This window comes from Pseudomonas sp. URIL14HWK12:I12 (genome assembly GCF_003097135.1).
In the GTDB taxonomy this organism is placed as follows: domain Bacteria; phylum Pseudomonadota; class Gammaproteobacteria; order Pseudomonadales; family Pseudomonadaceae; genus Aquipseudomonas.
The window spans coordinates 304,094-320,090 of record NZ_QEQL01000001.1 but is presented as its reverse complement, the minus strand read 5'-3'; the positions used below and the strand labels follow the sequence as shown (position 1 = coordinate 320,090).

At 63.9% G+C, this 15,997-nt stretch carries 13 protein-coding genes and 1 pseudogene; 5 read left to right on the top strand and 9 right to left on the bottom strand.

Annotation, left to right across the window (positions count from 1 at the left end; genetic code table 11):
- Positions 1–125: 125 nt before the first annotated feature.
- The gene (locus F474_RS01420) at positions 126–1,067 is read right to left on the bottom strand and encodes a LysR family transcriptional regulator (RefSeq protein WP_097086720.1); all 942 of its coding nucleotides are present in this window, start codon (positions 1,065–1,067) and stop codon (positions 126–128) included.
- A gap of 97 nt (positions 1,068–1,164) precedes the next feature.
- Here F474_RS01420 and F474_RS01415 point away from each other — a divergent pair, with 97 nt between their 5' ends.
- Positions 1,165–2,592, top strand: a complete 1,428-nt coding sequence (locus tag F474_RS01415) for an aldehyde dehydrogenase family protein (protein ID WP_097086718.1) — start codon at positions 1,165–1,167, stop codon at positions 2,590–2,592.
- Here F474_RS01415 and F474_RS01410 read toward each other — a convergent pair.
- From F474_RS01410 to F474_RS01400, 3 genes are all read right to left on the bottom strand, one after another.
- Entirely contained in the window at positions 2,580–4,271 is a 1,692-nt protein-coding gene (locus F474_RS01410; protein WP_097086716.1) for a GMC family oxidoreductase, read from the bottom strand. The two genes, F474_RS01415 and F474_RS01410, sit on opposite strands and share 13 nt — an antisense overlap.
- Before the next feature lie 10 nt (positions 4,272–4,281).
- On the bottom strand, positions 4,282–5,319 hold the full coding sequence (locus tag F474_RS01405; RefSeq protein WP_097086714.1) for an ABC transporter substrate-binding protein: 1,038 nt from the start codon (positions 5,317–5,319) through the stop codon (positions 4,282–4,284).
- Positions 5,320–5,576: 257 nt separating this feature from the next.
- Entirely contained in the window at positions 5,577–6,488 is a 912-nt protein-coding gene (locus F474_RS01400) for a LysR family transcriptional regulator (RefSeq protein ID WP_097086711.1), read from the bottom strand.
- A gap of 101 nt (positions 6,489–6,589) precedes the next feature.
- Between F474_RS01400 and F474_RS01395 the strand changes: the two genes are divergently transcribed.
- The 3 genes from F474_RS01395 to F474_RS01385 all read left to right on the top strand — a co-directional run bounded on the left by F474_RS01395 (position 6,590) and on the right by F474_RS01385 (position 9,679).
- On the top strand, positions 6,590–7,666 hold the full coding sequence (locus tag F474_RS01395; protein WP_097086708.1) for a tartrate dehydrogenase: 1,077 nt from the start codon (positions 6,590–6,592) through the stop codon (positions 7,664–7,666).
- Positions 7,663–8,589, top strand: a complete 927-nt coding sequence (locus F474_RS01390; RefSeq protein WP_097086706.1) for a glyoxylate/hydroxypyruvate reductase A — start codon at positions 7,663–7,665, stop codon at positions 8,587–8,589. The genes F474_RS01395 and F474_RS01390 overlap by 4 nt, the downstream gene beginning before the upstream one ends.
- Before the next feature lie 94 nt (positions 8,590–8,683).
- On the top strand, positions 8,684–9,679 hold the full coding sequence (locus tag F474_RS01385) for an aldo/keto reductase (protein ID WP_097086912.1): 996 nt from the start codon (positions 8,684–8,686) through the stop codon (positions 9,677–9,679).
- A gap of 43 nt (positions 9,680–9,722) precedes the next feature.
- Here F474_RS01385 and F474_RS01380 read toward each other — a convergent pair whose 3' ends face one another.
- From F474_RS01380 to F474_RS01365, 5 genes and pseudogenes are all read right to left on the bottom strand, one after another.
- Positions 9,723–11,318 carry an ABC transporter substrate-binding protein gene (locus tag F474_RS01380; RefSeq protein WP_097086704.1) on the bottom strand — a complete coding sequence of 532 codons (1,596 nt, stop codon included), beginning with the start codon at positions 11,316–11,318 and terminating at the stop codon, positions 9,723–9,725.
- Between the two features lie 160 nt (positions 11,319–11,478).
- Positions 11,479–12,300, bottom strand: a complete 822-nt coding sequence (locus F474_RS01375) for an NADPH-dependent oxidoreductase (protein ID WP_097086701.1) — start codon at positions 12,298–12,300, stop codon at positions 11,479–11,481.
- 111 nt (positions 12,301–12,411) lie between these two features.
- Positions 12,412–13,119, bottom strand: coding sequence for a methyl-accepting chemotaxis protein (locus F474_RS23120; protein ID WP_371916167.1), 708 nt, complete (start codon positions 13,117–13,119; stop codon positions 12,412–12,414).
- A 423-nt stretch (positions 13,120–13,542) separates the two neighbouring features.
- A pseudogene (locus F474_RS23115) lies at positions 13,543–14,052 on the bottom strand (MCP four helix bundle domain-containing protein); the annotation flags it as partial.
- Between the two features lie 171 nt (positions 14,053–14,223).
- On the bottom strand, positions 14,224–14,592 hold the full coding sequence (locus F474_RS01365) for a hypothetical protein (protein WP_097086695.1): 369 nt from the start codon (positions 14,590–14,592) through the stop codon (positions 14,224–14,226).
- Positions 14,593–14,939: 347 nt separating this feature from the next.
- Between F474_RS01365 and F474_RS01360 the strand changes: the two genes are divergently transcribed.
- Complete coding sequence (locus tag F474_RS01360) at positions 14,940–15,845, top strand: LysR substrate-binding domain-containing protein (RefSeq protein WP_097086693.1); 906 nt, start codon at positions 14,940–14,942, stop codon at positions 15,843–15,845.
- Positions 15,846–15,997: the final 152 nt, after the last annotated feature.

Below are 15,997 nucleotides of genomic sequence, written 5' to 3'. Positions count from 1 at the left end.
GCGAGTAGGCTGAGGAATACCCCCTTGGGCGAAGCCATTATCGGCCCGGTGCAACCATCGATTGTTTCGTTTGCATCAGCCTGGGGGGCATAACCTGCTGTTTTTACCCGCACGCCAGCAGAGGGTTACGCCGAGCCCCTGGCCAGTGCCTGGGCGACACCGAGTTCAGGGTAAATTTGCTGCACCTGCAGCAGTTCCTGCTGCAACTGCTCGGCGATCCAGTCGCGCACCTGTGCCACCAGTGGGCGAAGCGGCCGATTGGCTGGGCTGACCAGGCAACAGTAGCGAGGCGCACAGGTAACAGGTGTGGCCGCAGGTAACAGTTCACCCTTCGCCAGGCTATGGGCGACCACGTTCAGCCAACCCAGCGCAACGCCTTGACCGAGCAACGCCGCCTGTACCACTACGGCGTAGTCGGTAAATACCAGGGTGTTCTCCGGCTTGCCCGCAAGGCTCAGGCCGGTGGCCCAGTCACGGCCCTGGTTGTCCATGCGGATCAGCGTGGGGGGCTGCCCGCTGGCACGCTGTGCATCGCGGTAGGCCGGGGTGAACACCGGCACCGTGAGCTCCGGCATCAGCTTGAGATCCCCGGGCTGAACGGCCTCGGGCAGCAAATAACGCATCCCCAGGTCGACATCCACCAACGGCCCGCCGATGCGCCCGGCCATCAGTTGAAAGCGCAGGTCGACCTGTGGAAAGCACTGGTTGAACAGGCTCATGCGTGGCATCAGCCAATGGGTGGTGAAGGCGGTGGACAGCGACAGCGTGACCGTTTCCAGCCCGGTGGCGCGCACCGAGAGTTCATCGATGGCCGTTTCGATGGTGGCAAAACCTTCCTGCACCCTGGCGAACAGCAGCTCGCCCTCTTCCGTAAGCCGCGCACCGGCTCGGGTGCGTTCGAACAGCGCCACCCCCAAGTGCTGCTCCAAGCGCGATAGCATCCGGCTGACGGCGGGTTGGCTGACGCACAACTCGTTTGCTGCGCGGGTGAAACTGCCGCAGCGTGCCGCTGCCTCGAACACGAACAGTGAGCTTGAACTGGGGAGCTTGCGTCGTAGGGTAGCCATGACCTGAGTTTATGCCTGGCACAACTATTAGTAAATTGCTGCGTACGTGGGTGCGCTCCTATCCTGCCAGCCATCGCCCTCGCTCAGGAACAGCCCGATGCACAACGCCCTGAACTTCTATATCGGTGGCCAATGGGTCGCGCCCATCAGCCTGGCGCGCGCCCCCGTCATCAACCCAGCCACCGAAGCGCCGTTGGCCGAGATCGCCCTGGCCAACGAGGCTGACGTTTCCCGGGCCGTAATGGCAGCACGCGCTGCTTTCGATGGCTTTGCCCGAACGCCCCTGGCAGAACGCATTGCCTTGCTCGAGCGCATCCTGGCGATCTTTCAGCGCCGCCAGCATGAGTTCGGCGAGCTGATCATGCAGGAGGTCGGCGCGCCTCGCGCTCTGGCTCACCAGTGGCAGGCCGGGATTGGCGTGCGCCATCTTCAAGCCCTGCTTCAGGTGCTGCCGACCTTTCGCTTCAGCCAGCCGCGGGGCAGCACCGAGGTGGTATCGGAACCCGTTGGCGTGGTGGGCTTGATCACGCCGTGGAACTGGCCGATCAACCAGCTGGTGTGCAAGGTAGCGCCGGCATTGGCTGCCGGCTGCACCTTGGTGCTCAAGCCCAGCGAAGTGGCGCCGCTCAATGCCTTGCTGTTTGCTGAAGTGATGCACGAAGCCGGCGTGCCGCCGGGGGTGTTCAACCTGATCAACGGCGACGGCCCCAGCGCCGGCGCGGCGCTTGCCGCGCACCCAGAGGTCGACATGGTGTCGATTACCGGCTCAACCCGCGCCGGCATCGAAGTGGCACGGCTGGCGGCACCCACGGTCAAGCGCGTGCATCAGGAGCTGGGGGGCAAGTCTGCCAACATCCTGCTCGACGATGCGGACCTCGAGCGCGCGGTGGTGGCAGGTGTCCAGGCCTGCTTCAGCAACAGCGGGCAATCCTGCAATGCCCCCACCCGTATGCTAGTGCCGGCTACCGCCCACGAACGGGCGGTGGCGATTGCACGGCGCGCTGCGCTCGACCAGCGTGTCGGGCCGCCTGAGCAGGCGGGCACTGTGCTGGGGCCGGTCATCAATCGCCGACAGTTCGAGCACATCCAGCGGATGATAGAAAGCGGCCTGGCCTCGGGTGCGCAGCTGGTATGCGGCGGGCTGGGGCGCCCTGCGGGGTTGGATCGAGGGTTCTACGTGCAGCCCACGGTATTTGCCGGGGTCACCCCTGGGATGGCGGTGGCCGAGGAAGAAATATTCGGCCCGGTGCTGGTGATCATGCCTTACCAGGATGAGGCCCAAGCCGTACGCATCGCCAATGCCAGCCCTTTTGGCCTGGCCGGCTACGTGCAATCGGCAAGCCTTGAGCGCGCCCGGGAAGTGGCCGCACAGTTGAGGGTGGGCAGTGTGTACATCAACCACCCCAACTGGGACCCCATGGCGCCCTTCGGCGGCTACAAGCAGTCGGGCAACGGCCGTGAATACGCAGAGTGGGGGCTGGAAGCCTTCCTCGAAACCAAGGCCATCGTCGGCTATCGCGGCTGATCGGTGCCGGCGATCATCGCTGCGATGCGCTCGGCAATCATGATCGTCGGCACGTTGAGATTGGCGCATGGAATGCTGGGCATCAGCGAGGCGTCGCACACTCGCAGCCCCTGAGTGCCGATCACGCGCCCGGCCGAGTCGGTGACGGCTGTCGGGTCATCGGTTGCACCCATGGCGCAGGTACAGCTGGCGTGCCAGGTGCCACCGACATTGCGCCGCACGAACTGCGCCAATGCGCTGTCGTCGCTTAGTAAGGTGCGCAGCTCGGCCCCTTGAGTGATCACCCGCCGGACCAACCCACCCCGAAGGGGCCCTGCGATATCCAGCAACACGCTGAGCGCACCACGCGCCAGCGCGTTCATCAGGCCCGGTTGCGCCACCTTGGCCACGCGTGGGGAATAACTGGCCGGGAACACCACGCTTCGCAGCGGTGCCAGTTCCTCTGCCTGAAGCACTTGAGCACCGTAGCGCAGCGCTTGCATCAGGCGCTGCAGGTCGCGCTCGTCGCTGAGCATGGCGAAGTCCACCTCCGGTTCCACCAGAGGGCTCGCCGAGGCCAGGCGCACCTGCCCCTGTGAGCATGATTTGTTCACCCAGAAGAACACAGTGCCCATTCGGTAGCCCACCGAGTGCCAACCCGAGCGCGACAGAATCGCCCCATGCATGTCGCCCGGGCCGATCCCGGGCAAGCCCGAGGAATAGCGCCATACCGCCTGTTCGTGGTGCTCGGCGGGGTGGGCAGTTCGCCCACGGCGGCTGAGCACTGTGCTGACCGCGATCGAGGGGTGCTCCATCAATCGGGCGCCTACCCCTTCACGGGCGGCAACCACCTCGATACCCAAGCCTTCGAGCATTGCACGTGGGCCGACGCCGCTGCGCATCAGGATGGCAGGGCTATGGATGGCCCCGGCGCACAGGATCACTTCCCGGCCCTGAAGCTGCTGAGTTTCACCCCGCTCGTTGACCAGCACGGCACCCCTGGCGCGGCTACCGTCGAACAGCACTCGGTCAGCCTGCCAGCCAGTGCGCACCTCCAGGTTAGGGCGTTGCCGTACGGTGTCGGTGAGATAGCACACCGACGTGGGGATGCGCTCGCCCTGCTCGCTCACACCGATGGCACCCACGAACACACCGTCTTCCCAGGGGCCGTTCTGATCAGCGCGAATCGAGTGCCCGCGCCGTGCCAAGGCTGCCATCACCCCTTGCACGAAGGGCGACAGCCGCTCGGGCGGGGTGCGGCGGATACGCAAGGGGCCTTGCCGGCCGTGCAAAGGGCCGGCAAGGTCAGTGTCGTGCTCAAGCTTGATGAAGTACGGCAGGCACGCCTGCCAGTTCCAGCCAACGGCGCCCAGGCGCTCCCATTCGTCGTAGTCGGCCGGGGCGCCGCGGTTGGTCATCAAGGCGTTGATCGCCGAGCCGCCGCCGAGCAGGCGCGCCTGCTCGTAGCGGCGCGGTTTCTGCAGGCTGGCGCCGTAGGTGGCGACCAGGCGCTGCCAGAGGTTGCGTGGGTCCAGGTAGGCGCGGCCGGGGTAGCGGCTGCGCACCTCGGCCGGCATGGTCGCGGCGCTGATGTCGCGCCCGGCCTCGACCAGGCATACGCGTTTGCCGGCTTGTTCACTCAGGCGCGCGGCGAGCACGCAGCCGGCCGAGCCGCCACCGAGGATCAGGTAGTCGATCATCGGCGTTTTCTCACTGCACGAACTTCAGCCAGCGGTCCTTGGCTGCGATACCGGCCGGCGACGCCCACCATTGTTCCGACAGCAGGGCCTGGCGTGCAGCGTTTTCCGGTGAGCTGGGCAGTTCCTTGGCGCGCTCGGCGCTGATGCTGCCGGTGCTGAAGGCCGCCGGGTTGCCTGGCCCGTAATCGATGTACTTGGGCAAGTTGGCTTGCAGGTCCGGCGCCATCGCTTCGTTGACGAAGCGCAGGGCGTCGGCCATGTTTGGCGCGTTCTTGACGATGCACAGTTGGGTGTTCTGCAAGATGCCCTGGTTGTAAGTGAAGGCAACGTCAGGGTTTTCCTTCTGCACGGCGCTTACCCGGCCGTTCCACATCATCAGCATGTCGACCTCGCCGTCGGCCAGCAGCTGCGCTGATTGCCCGCCTGAGGTCCACCACACGCTGATGTTGGGCTTGATCTGCTCAAGGCGTTTGTAGGCGCGGTCTACGTCCAGCGGGTAGAGCTTGTCAGGAGGCACCCCGTCCGAAAGCAGTGCTGCTTCCAGGGTACCCATCGGGTCGTTACGCAGGGCACGTGAGCCGGGGAAGTCTTTGACGTTCCAGAAGTCAGCCCAGCTCTGTGGCACTTTTTTCAGGGTCTTGGTGTTGTAGGCCAGCACCGAGGAATAGAACTCATAAGGCACCGACCACTGTGTGCGGTACTGCTCGGGAATCGACTGTGCGTTAGGGAGCTTGCTCATGTCCAGTGGCTCGATCAGCCCTTCGCGGCCACCCCGGATGCAGTTGGATGTTGGCGTGTCGATCACGTCCCATACGGTTTTGCCCGCTTCGGCCTGGGCCTTGACGATGGGCCAGGCGTCGGGAGCGCTGTCCTGGGCGATGGTGATGCCCAGGCGTTTGGCGGCGGGGTCGAGGATAGCCTGGGTCTGGGCCTGCTGATAGCTGCCCCCTTGGGAGACGAAGGTGATCTGCCCGGCGTAGGCAGCAGGCACTACGGCGGTGGAAAGACACGACAACATGAGCACTGCGGCGCGGGGCAAGCGTTTCATGGCACACCATCCTCTGAGTTATGGCAGGTTTGTCAGGGCCTTGCCGCCCGGGCTCTTCTTCGAGGCGGCCCGGTCGTTGCTGGACGTTAACCGAGCGCTGCTGCGCTGCACAACACACCAATAGTCAGAGCTGGCATAACCTCAAGGTATTGCCTGGGCATTGCCTCGGTGGTGCACCGCTTGATCAGGCTCGGCTCGGATTTGCTTGCATCCAGGGCGCGCGCCCGGCTGCACGGCGTGCAGCGCGCTACCCAACTTCAGGTCAGGGCGGCATACGGCAAGCGCTCGGCCAGCATGGTCTTCAGGTGCGTCACGAACAGGCCGATACGCCGTGGCACATGGCGGCTGTGGGGGTAAACGGCGTGGATATGCGCAGGGGGCGGGGTGTACTGGGGCATCACCTCCACCAGGCGGCCGCTTTGCAGATGCTCGTGCACGTCCCAGCGTGAGCGCAGCAGCAGGCCGTGGCCGTCCAGCGCAAGGCCCACTGCCACTTCGCCATCGTTGCTGGCCAAGGTGCCGCTCACCTTGTGCGTGTATGCCTGGCCACCGTGCTCGAAACGCCACAGGGCATAGTCACTGCCAAACTGGCGCAGCACGATGCAGTTATGCCGGGCCAGGTCTTGAGGCTGCTGCGGTGCGCGATGGCGCTCTAGGTAGGCTGGCGCCGCGCAGAGCACGCGGGGGTTGTCGAGCAAGCGTACGGCTACCAGGCGCGAGTCCGGGGGCGGGCCCATACACACCGCCAGGTCGAAGCGGTCGTCGGCAAAACCCAGCGGCTCGCTTGAAAGCTCCAGCTGCAGTTCAAGTGCCGGGTGCAGCCGGGCAAAGCTCGACACTACCGCCGCCAGATGACGGCGGCCGAAGCCCAGGGTGGCGTTGATTCTCAGGCGCCCGTGCAGCTCGGCGTGGCGACGGTCGAGGGCATTCTCAAGGGCTTCGAGCTGGCGCAGGATCGGCCGCCCGCCCTCCAGGTACAGCGTGCCTTCGGCAGTCAGTGACAACCGGCGGGTCGTACGCTGCACCAGCTGCGCCCCCAGCCGTGCCTCCAACTGGCTCAGGCGCTTGCTAACCGCCGGCAGCGACAGCCCCAACTGCCGGGCCACCTCGGTCAGGCTGGCGTGGGTTGCCACCTGCTGGAAGAAACTCAGGTCATCGATTGCGCTCACGATTGTTTACTCGAATCTAACAATGGGTTAACCAGCAGGCCCATTATTGAATACGGAAGTTGTACCTATACTCAAGCTCCAATCACTCAAGCGGAGCCGCCATGAACCAGTACAAGATCGCCGTGATTCCGGGAGACGGCATCGGCAAAGAAGTGATGCCCGAGGGTGTGCGAGTGATCGAAGCGGCTGCCCGCAAGCATGGGGTGCAGCTGCAGTGGGACTGGTTCGATTTCGCCAGCGCCGATTACTGGCTGGCACACGGCAAGATGATGCCGGATGACTGGTTCGACACCCTCAAGGGCTACGACGCGATCTTCTTCGGCGCAGTGGGCTGGCCAGAGGTAGTGCCGGACCATGTATCACTCTGGGAGTCGCTGCTGCAATTTCGCCGGGCCTTCGACCAGTATGTGAACCTGCGCCCCTGCCGGCTCATGCCCGGGGTCAAGGCGCCGTTGGCCGGGCGCAAACCCGGGGATATCGACTTCTGGGTGGTGCGGGAAAACACCGAGGGCGAATACTCAAGCGTCGGTGGGCGCATGTTCCCAGGCACCGAGCGTGAGGTGGTGATCCAGGAAACGGTGATGACCCGCGTGGGCGTGGACCGCATCCTGAAGTTCGCCTACGAGCTGGCTCAGAGCCGGCCGAAAAAGCACCTGACCTCGGCGACCAAATCCAACGGCATCGCAATCACCATGCCCTATTGGGATGAGCGCGTGGCCGCCATGCACGGCCAGTATCCCGAGGTGAAGGTCGACAAGTACCACATCGATATCCTCACGGCGAACTTCGTGCTGCACCCGGACTGGTTCGACGTGGTCGTGGCGAGCAACCTGTTCGGCGATATCCTCTCCGACCTCGGGCCGGCCTGCACCGGCACCATCGGCATCGCCCCTTCGGCGAACATCAACCCCGAGCGCACCTTCCCCAGCTTGTTCGAGCCGGTGCACGGCTCGGCGCCAGACATCGCCGGCCGCGGCATCGCCAACCCCATCGGGCAGATCTGGTGTGGGGCGATGATGCTGGACCATCTGGGCCACCCTGAAGCCGGGGCCGAGGTGCTGCGCGCGATCGAAGCGGTGCTCGCCCAAGGCCCGGAGCAAGCGCCGCTGACCCGTGACATCGGCGGCACCGGCACCACCGAGGCGTTAGGGGCCGCGATTGCCCAGGCCTTGCAATGACGCTGCTGGTTCATGTCGAGGGCGAGCGCGGTGCGCGTTGGATGGCCTTGTTCGCCGAGCATGCCCCGGACATTCCGGTACGCCGCTGGCCGGACATTGGCCCGCCAGAGGACGTGCGCTGGCTGCTGGCCTGGGTAACGACCCCGGAGCTCATCCGCGCCTTGCCCAACCTTCAGGTGCTGTTCGCCACCTCTGCCGGGGTCGACCAACTGCCCTTGGCCGCCCTGCCCGCCCAGGTGCAACTGGTGCGCATGCTCGACCCGAACATTGCCGAGGCAGTGGCCCAATACCTGTGCATGGCGGTGCTGTGCCTGCACCGCCAGTTGCCGCAGTACCTGCGCCAGCAACGGGGCCGGCAGTGGCTGCCGGAGCCCGCACGCCCCGCGCGGCAGCGGCGGGTAGGTTTGATGGGGCTTGGGCAGATGGGCCAGGCCGCAGCACTGCGCCTGAGGCCATTCGGGTTCGAGTTGCTGGGCTGGGCCCGAAGCACCCGGCAGCTCAATGGCGTGCGTTGTTACGCAGGCGCGCAGCAGCTAGCGGCCTTTCTCGGCCAATGCGACATTCTGGTCTGCCTGTTGCCATTGACCGAGGCCACACGCGGCATGCTCAGCGATGAGCTGTTCGCTGCCCTGCCTCGCGGCGCCTGCCTGGTCAACCTGGGGCGTGGCGGCCACCTCGACGAGCCCGCCCTGCTCAGGGCGCTGGACAGCGGCCAGCTGCAACACGCCGTGCTGGACGTGCTCGGCCAAGAGCCAGCTCCGCCCGAGCATCCGTTCTGGGAAGATGAGCGAATCTGGCTGACGCCGCACATCGGTGCGATGACCGCGCCTGAAGACGCCTTCGCCCTGCTGCTGGCCAACCTGCGCCGGCACTTGGCAGGTGAGCCGATGCTGGGTGTGGCTGATCGCAACGCCGGGTATTGAGCTTGCCGCGATCAAGGCCTGCCCCATCGGGATGAGCATGAGGCCTGTGCCGCTGTCCAACCCCCAACCGCTCCGGATCGATGAGGAACACGCCATGAATTACGTCAAGCTAGGCTCCACCGGCCTGGACATTTCCCCCTTGTGCCTGGGCTGCATGACCTTTGGCGAGCCCGATGCCGGTACTCACCCCTGGACCTTGGGCGAAGCTGAAAGCCGCCCCATCATCAGGCACGCGGTGGAGCAAGGCATCAACTTCTTCGACACCGCCAACAGCTACTCGGCCGGCACCTCGGAAACCATCGTGGGCAAGCTGCTCAAGGAGTTTGCCCGGCGCGAGGAAATCGTCATTGCCACCAAGGTCTTCTACCCGGCCAACATGTGGGAAGGCTCGACCCAGCCCAACGAAAAAGGCCTGTCGCGCAAAGCCATCATGGCCAATATCGATGCCAGCCTGACGCGCCTGGGCACCGATTACGTCGACCTTTACCAGATTCACCGCTGGGACTATCACACGCCTATCGAAGAAACCATGGAGGCGCTGCACGATGTGGTGAGGGCTGGCAAGGCGCGCTACATTGGCGCATCGTCGATGCATGCCTGGCAGTTCGCCAAGGCGCAGCACGTCGCGCAGTTGAACGGCTGGAGCCGATTCGTCTCGATGCAGAATTACCTCAACCTGCTCTACCGCGAAGAAGAGCGCGAAATGATCCCGCTGTGCCGCGATCAAGGCGTCGGGCTGATGCCATGGTCTCCGATGGCACGGGGGCGGCTGACCCGGCCCAAGGGCCAGCAGACACAACGCACGAAAACCGATATCTCAGGGCAGTCTTTCTATAAGGGCACGGAGGCCGAGGACGGGCGTGTGATCGATGTGGTCGAGCAGATAGCCCATGAAAGGGGCCTGCCTATGGCACAGGTGGCACTGGCGTGGGTATTGGGCAAGCAAGGGGTGTCGGCACCGATCGTGGGCGCCTCGAAACCCGCTCAGCTCAGCGATGCCATCGCGGCGCTGGAAGTGGTGCTCAGTGAGCAAGAGGTCGAGCGCCTGGAGGCGCCTTACGTGCCCCATCCGGTGACGGGTTTTTCCTGAAATACCCAACCAGGGCGCCCCAAGGCGCCTGGTTGGGTGGGCACTATTTAAGGCTCACCCCATAGAAGCCGGTGACGCCGAATGGATTGATCATGAACCCTTCGACATTCTTGCGCATCGGTTGCGACACCACCGAGTGCGCCATTGGGCTGACCGGCATCTGCTCACGGATGATCTGCTGCGCTTGTTCATAGAGCCGGGTGCGCTCATTACGGTCGGCGCTGAGCTTGGCTTTCTCGATCAGCGCATCGTAGGCTTTGTCGCACCAGCGCGCGTAGTTGCTGCCACCTACCGCAGCACAGCTGTAGAGCACGCCTAACCAGTTGTCGGGGTCGCCGTTATCGCCGGTCCAGCCGTAGGTCAGAACGTCGTGCTCACCGGCCTTGGCCCGCTTGATGTACTCGCCCCATTCGTAGCTGACGATCCTGGCCTTGATACCCACCTTTGCCCAGTCCTGCTGAATCATCTGCGCTGACAGCCTCGCATTGGGGTTCGAAGCCCGCTGTACGGTCATCGCCCACAGGTCGATCTGGGTGCCCGGCTTAACACCGGCAGCGGCGAGCAGCTGCTTGGCCTTCTCAGGGTCGTAAGGGGCGCCCTTGATGCGTTTATCGTAAGACCACTGGTTGGGCGGAATCACGTTCTGCGCCACCTGCCCCGCCCCCTGGAACACCGTGTCGACCACCGCCTGCTTATTGATGGCCATGTCCAGCGCCTGGCGCACACGGGCGTCGTTCAGCGGCGGGTGCTCGGTGTTATAGGCCAGAAAGCCTACGTTGAAGCCCGGTTGCTCCAACACCTTCAGATTCGGGTCTTTCTTCACCTCGGCCAGGTCGACCGGCCGGGCATAGCCGCTGACCTGGCACTCCCCGGTCTTGAGCTTCTGCAACCGGGTCGCGGCGTCAGGGGTGATGGCGAACACCAGGTGGTCGAGCTTCACCTCTTCGGGCTTCCAGTACTGGCGGTTGCCATCGAAACGGATCACCGCATCCTTCTGGTAACGGCGGAACACGAACGGGCCGGTTCCGATCGGCTGCTGGTTGAGCTGCTCCGGCTTGCCGGCGGCCAACAGCTGCGCGGCGTACTCGGCAGACTGAACCGAGGCAAAGCTCATCGCCAGGTCGGCGGCAAATGCGGCATCAGGCTGCTTGAGCGTAAACACCACCGTGTGGTCGTCGGCCTTGCTGAGGCTGGCGATGTTCTGATCCAGGCCCATGTCGGTGAAGTACGGGAACTCGGCCGGGTACGCCTTGCGAAACGGCTGTTGAGGGTCGCGCATGCGGTTGAAGGTGAACAGTACGTCGTCGGCGTTGAAGTCGCGGGTGGGCTTGAAGTAAGCGGTGGTATGAAACTTCACCCCTTCGCGCAGATGAAAGGTGTACACCTTGCCGTCGGCGCTGACGTCCCAACGCTCGGCCAGCCCAGGCTCCAGCGTGGTGCCGCCACGCTTGAACTGCACCAGGCGGTTGAAAACGGTTTCAGCCGAGGCGTCGAATTCGGTGCCAGAGGTGTATTGCGCCGGGTCGAAGCCGGCGGGGCTGGCTTCGGAGCAATACACCAGCGTGCTGGCGGCGTGGGCCAACGGCGCGGCGCCGAGCAATGCGGCAGCTAATACAACGGCGGTTGAACGGCGCTGCATAGAGGGTTCCTTACTGTAAACGGTGGGTGGCTGGGCGTCAGGTTAGCAGTTACGACCTGCTTTGCAGCGCTGCGGTTCACGCCTGCGGGGCTTGCGCCATTGCCACCGGGGAATAGGCCCTCTGATGTCACGCTACCGCGGCCCTCGCTATGCCTTCGCCTCAGCGCAAACCGAACCCCAGCCGCTTCAATTGTTCCACCAGCCGCTCCCGCCCATGCAGGTTGGCAACCGATTGCAGCCGTGTGACCACCTGTTCCGACCATCCGGACGCCTTCATGCCCTCTCGTTGATAAAACGCGCCCAACCGCTCGTCATACTGGGCCAGCGCCTCGGGTTCGTCGGTGGTGCAGTAGGTTTCCCGGTGGAGCACGGCGCGCTGCGGCAACCGCGGCTTGACCTTGGCCGGTCGCTGGGCCGAGGGATGGCCGACGCACAACCCGAACACTGGATACACCTGTGGCGGCAACTTCAGCTCACGGGCGACGCCTTCGATGTCATTGCGGATGGCGCCGATGTAGACGCTGCCCAGGCCAAGCGACTCCAGCGCGACGACCGCGTTTTGGGCTGCCAACGCGGCGTCGATGGTACCGAGCAGCAGGCTTTCGAGGTACGGCAGCGCCTCCAGGGCCACGCCGCGCTGCTGGGCGACCCGGGAGGCTCGCGAGAGGTCGGCCAGCCAGACCATAAACAGCGGTGCCTGGTGAATGTAGGCCTGGTTGCCGGCCAGCGCCGAGAGCCGCTGCTTGCGCTCGGCGTCCTCGACCGCCACGACGCTCCAGACCTGCAGGTTGGAGGAAGAGGAGGCTGACTGCGCCGCTGCGATCAGCGATTCGAGGGTGCCCGGCGGTAAGGGGGTGTCGGCGAAGGCGCGCACGCTGCGATGGTCGAGCAGTTGATCGAGGGTCTGGTTCCACTGCTCGAGAGCAGGGCCATCAGCGGCGCCGTAGCGGGCGGCCAGCCTGGCCTGGGCGGTAGCGGTCATGTGCGATCTCCGGAAAGAGACCGAGGCTAGCAAATCGAGCTCCCCCGATATAGCTGGGGTAAAAGATTTCATGTGCCTCAGCGAGCCGCCGTTTCACTGCTGTTCTACCCCTTAGGCAGCATCGAAAAACGCCACCTTCTGTGTGAGCCGGTCCGCCAGTTGAGTCAGTTCGGTGCTGGCAGAGGCAACATCCCGGGACCCGGTCGCCGATTGCACAGTGGACTCATGGATGCGGTTGATGTTCTGCGCCACGTCATCGGCCACCGAGGTTTGCTGAACCGCTGCGCTGGCGATCTGGGCGTTCATATGGGTGATGGCGCCCACCTGCTCGCTGATCCGGGCCAGGGCTTGCTGGGCATTGCGGGTTTTTTCCACTGTTTGGGTGACCAGTTCGCAGCTGCTGCGCATGGTCTGTGCCGCCGTTTCGGTCCCCGATTGCAAGGTGCTGATCATCTCGCGGATTTCTTCGGTCGACTGTTGCGTACGGTTGGCAAGCGACCGTACCTCGTCGGCGACCACGGCAAAGCCACGGCCGTGCTCCCCTGCCCTTGCCGCTTCGATCGCCGCGTTCAGCGCCAGCAGGTTGGTTTGCGCGGCGATGGAATTGATCACCTCGATCACCGATTCGATCTGCTCGCTGTGATGAGACACCTGCTCGACGGTACCGGTGGTCTGTACCAGGGCATCGGCCAGTTGTTCGATGGCGTGGGTGGTGCCTGCAACCAGGCGGTTACCGCTTTCGACTTCAGCATCGGCCAATCGCGAGGCGTCGGCCGCTTGAGCGGCGTAGCCGGAGACTTCGTTGACGGTGGCCGCCATTTGAGTGATGGCGGCGGCGACCTGTTCCGCCTCGCGGGTCTGCAGGCTGATATGGTCATTGTTGGCGGCGGAGGTCGAAGACAGCTGGCTGGAGGAGTGGTTGACCTCCCGGGCAGCGCTGCGCACTTGCTCGATGGTCTCGGCCAGGTGGCTCAATGCGTTCTTCAAAACGCCCATCACGCTGTTGGGGTACGCCGTCAGGATGGTTTGCCGGAGGTCACCGGCCGCCAGCCGCTCTATTGCCGTGGCCACTTCGGTAGGCTCTGCGCCCAGCGTCGACTTGACGAACCGAATGATGACCACGCTCAGGAGAATGCTCAGCACCAGGGCTATGCCGGTGGCAACGAGCATCAAGGTGCTGAACTGGCTAGCGGTCGTTTGCACCTGCCCCAACTTCCCATTGATCGAGGCCTCTTCGTAGTCGATCAGGGCATTGACGCGCTTGAGCCACTCGCTGTAATCGGCCGAGGTCTGACGCAGCAACAACGCTTGGGCACCGGGTATGTCACCTGCGGTGCGCAGGGCGATCAGCGCCTGGGTCGATTGCAGGGTGCGCTGCTCGATCTCCTTGATCGCAACAAGCAACTGGCGCTCCTCAGAGGTCACCTGCGCATGGGCGAACAACTGGTCCATGGGCGTGGCCGACTCGGTATAGGCCGCTTCGAGGCTTTTGACTTCAGCCAGGTGCTGCTTGAGTTCTGCGTCGGTGGTTACCAGCACAGCGTCACGGATGGCAATGGCTCGGTTGTGCACGCTACCACGGAAGTTGATGGCGTAGCGCTGCACCTTGGCGGCATTCTGGCTGACGTCGTTCAACGTGGCGTCGATGAAACTGACGCGCTGGATACCGATGGCGGTAATGATGACCAGCAGTGCCAGAATGGCCGTAAAACTCAGGCCAATACGCTTGGCCAGCGAAAGCGGTGTGTTCATGAGAAAGCTCGGCAGTGGGCCCGCGAGGGATAGGCGGCCTAAGTGATGCTATTGAGCCATCACTTCATTCCGCCTGATCATAGGCTAGAGCTTTCAGTTTGCGCACTTAAAATTCGTAAGCAAGCCAATAGAGCTTCACTATCGCAGCAGCGTCGGCTGGCTACCTTGCTCTTACTGAGCAGTTGTCGCTGTCAGCTCGACTTTGGCCGGCCCAGCCACATGGGCCTCGCTGTGAACACCGCTGGAGGGCGTTCCGAGTTGGCCGTAGACCTGAGCCAGGTCATCTGCCATCAGATCGGCAGGCAGGGTGTAGCCCTTGCCACCTGGCTGGCGGATGGTTTCAAAGGTCCGCCCGTTGCTCAACCGAATGAACACCGGCCCTACCAATGGCTCGGCCGGGCGGCAGCGCGCGAAGTTGGCGTTTTCCTGCAAGGCCGCGAAAGCGGCGGTGCGGCATTCGTCCAGCGTCAGGCCTGCCCGTACGGGCAGCTCCTTATGCAGGTTCAGGGCGGTAGAGAGAAAGAGTGTGTAGATGTCCATATCGTCGATTGCCCCTCAAAATGATGAGCGCTTTATAGGAGCGGCCAGCGGCGGGTGTCAAAGGGCGGAACACCTCGGGTCAGGATGACCCCACAGAGGCGATCGCCCGACTGGCGTAATCTGAGCCTTTGAATTCATTTCAAGGCATTTGGTTGTCTTTTCGTGGAACTTAACAATTGTTAAGCCCCATTTCGGCATCAAATATCTGGCGTCACTAACCGAGCGATTTTGGGATCCGGTTAGTCAGTGCCTGAATGATGGCGCCTTCCGGCAGTTTGATGACGGTCTGGCCCGACCTCGCCTCGTGCAGATACTCTTCGGCGTCCATCTTTTCAAGGAACACTCTCGTGCGCATCGAGCCGCTTCCGCCCCTGCACAACCTGATTGCATTCGAGGCCACTGTGCGTCATGCGAGCTTCTCCCGCGCAGCCGTTGAGCTGCACCTGACGCAAAGCGCTGTCAGCCGGCAGGTGGCGCAGTTGGAGGAATTTCTTGGGCGAGCGCTGTTTCGTCGCGAGCACAAACGCATCGTATTGACGGTGGCTGGGCAGAACTACGCAGCCGACGTACAGCGGCTGCTCACGCAGTTGGCCGAATCCACGGCCCAGGTCATGGCCCGCACCCATGAACAGACCCTCACGGTCGCCTCCTCCTCCGGCGTTGCAAGGCTATGGCTTGCGCCGATGCTGGCCGACTTCGTGGCGGGTTCTGCCGAGGTCGACGCCCGTTTGCGCGTGGTCGACAGCCTCGAATCCCTTGTGCGTGCGGAAATTGACCTGGGTATCTACTTCATGCGTTCTGCCCCACCCAAGGGCTTGGATGCGCGGCTGCTGTTTCAGGAAAAAGTCGGGGCCTATTGCTCGCCTGGGTACCTGCAAGGGCGGCGGCTCAGCGCGCGCGATATCGGCCAGGAGCGTCTGTTGATGGTGGAAGACGGGCAGCGGCAGTGGTTGTCGTGGAGCCAATGGTTCTCCTTGCAAGGCGTCGAGTACCCGGCCAACCCCCGGCGAATTACCGTGAGCCTCTATCCGATCCTGATCGACCTGGCCATCGCCGGCCATGGCATCGTGCTGGGTTGGTCGCCGCTTATCGACGCCCAGCTCAAAAGCGGTGCGTTGGTGCCTGCTTGCGCCAGCCAGGTGGATGGGGCTGGGGGCTATTACCTGCTGCGGCCAGCCGACCGGCTCCCGAGCCGAACCGCACGCCAGTTCGAGCAGTGGCTGGTGGAGGCCAGTGAAGCCCTGAAGGCCTAGCTTGCATGCGCTCAGCGCATGCAAATGCACGCATATAGCGTTTTATCCCTCACAGCCCGCCGGCCTATGCTCGGCTCACCGGGCGACAGATCCGGCCGGCTCCAATCACCCTGTCACTGCCTTTCACTCGATCGCGGGGCGTTTTCCCGCAC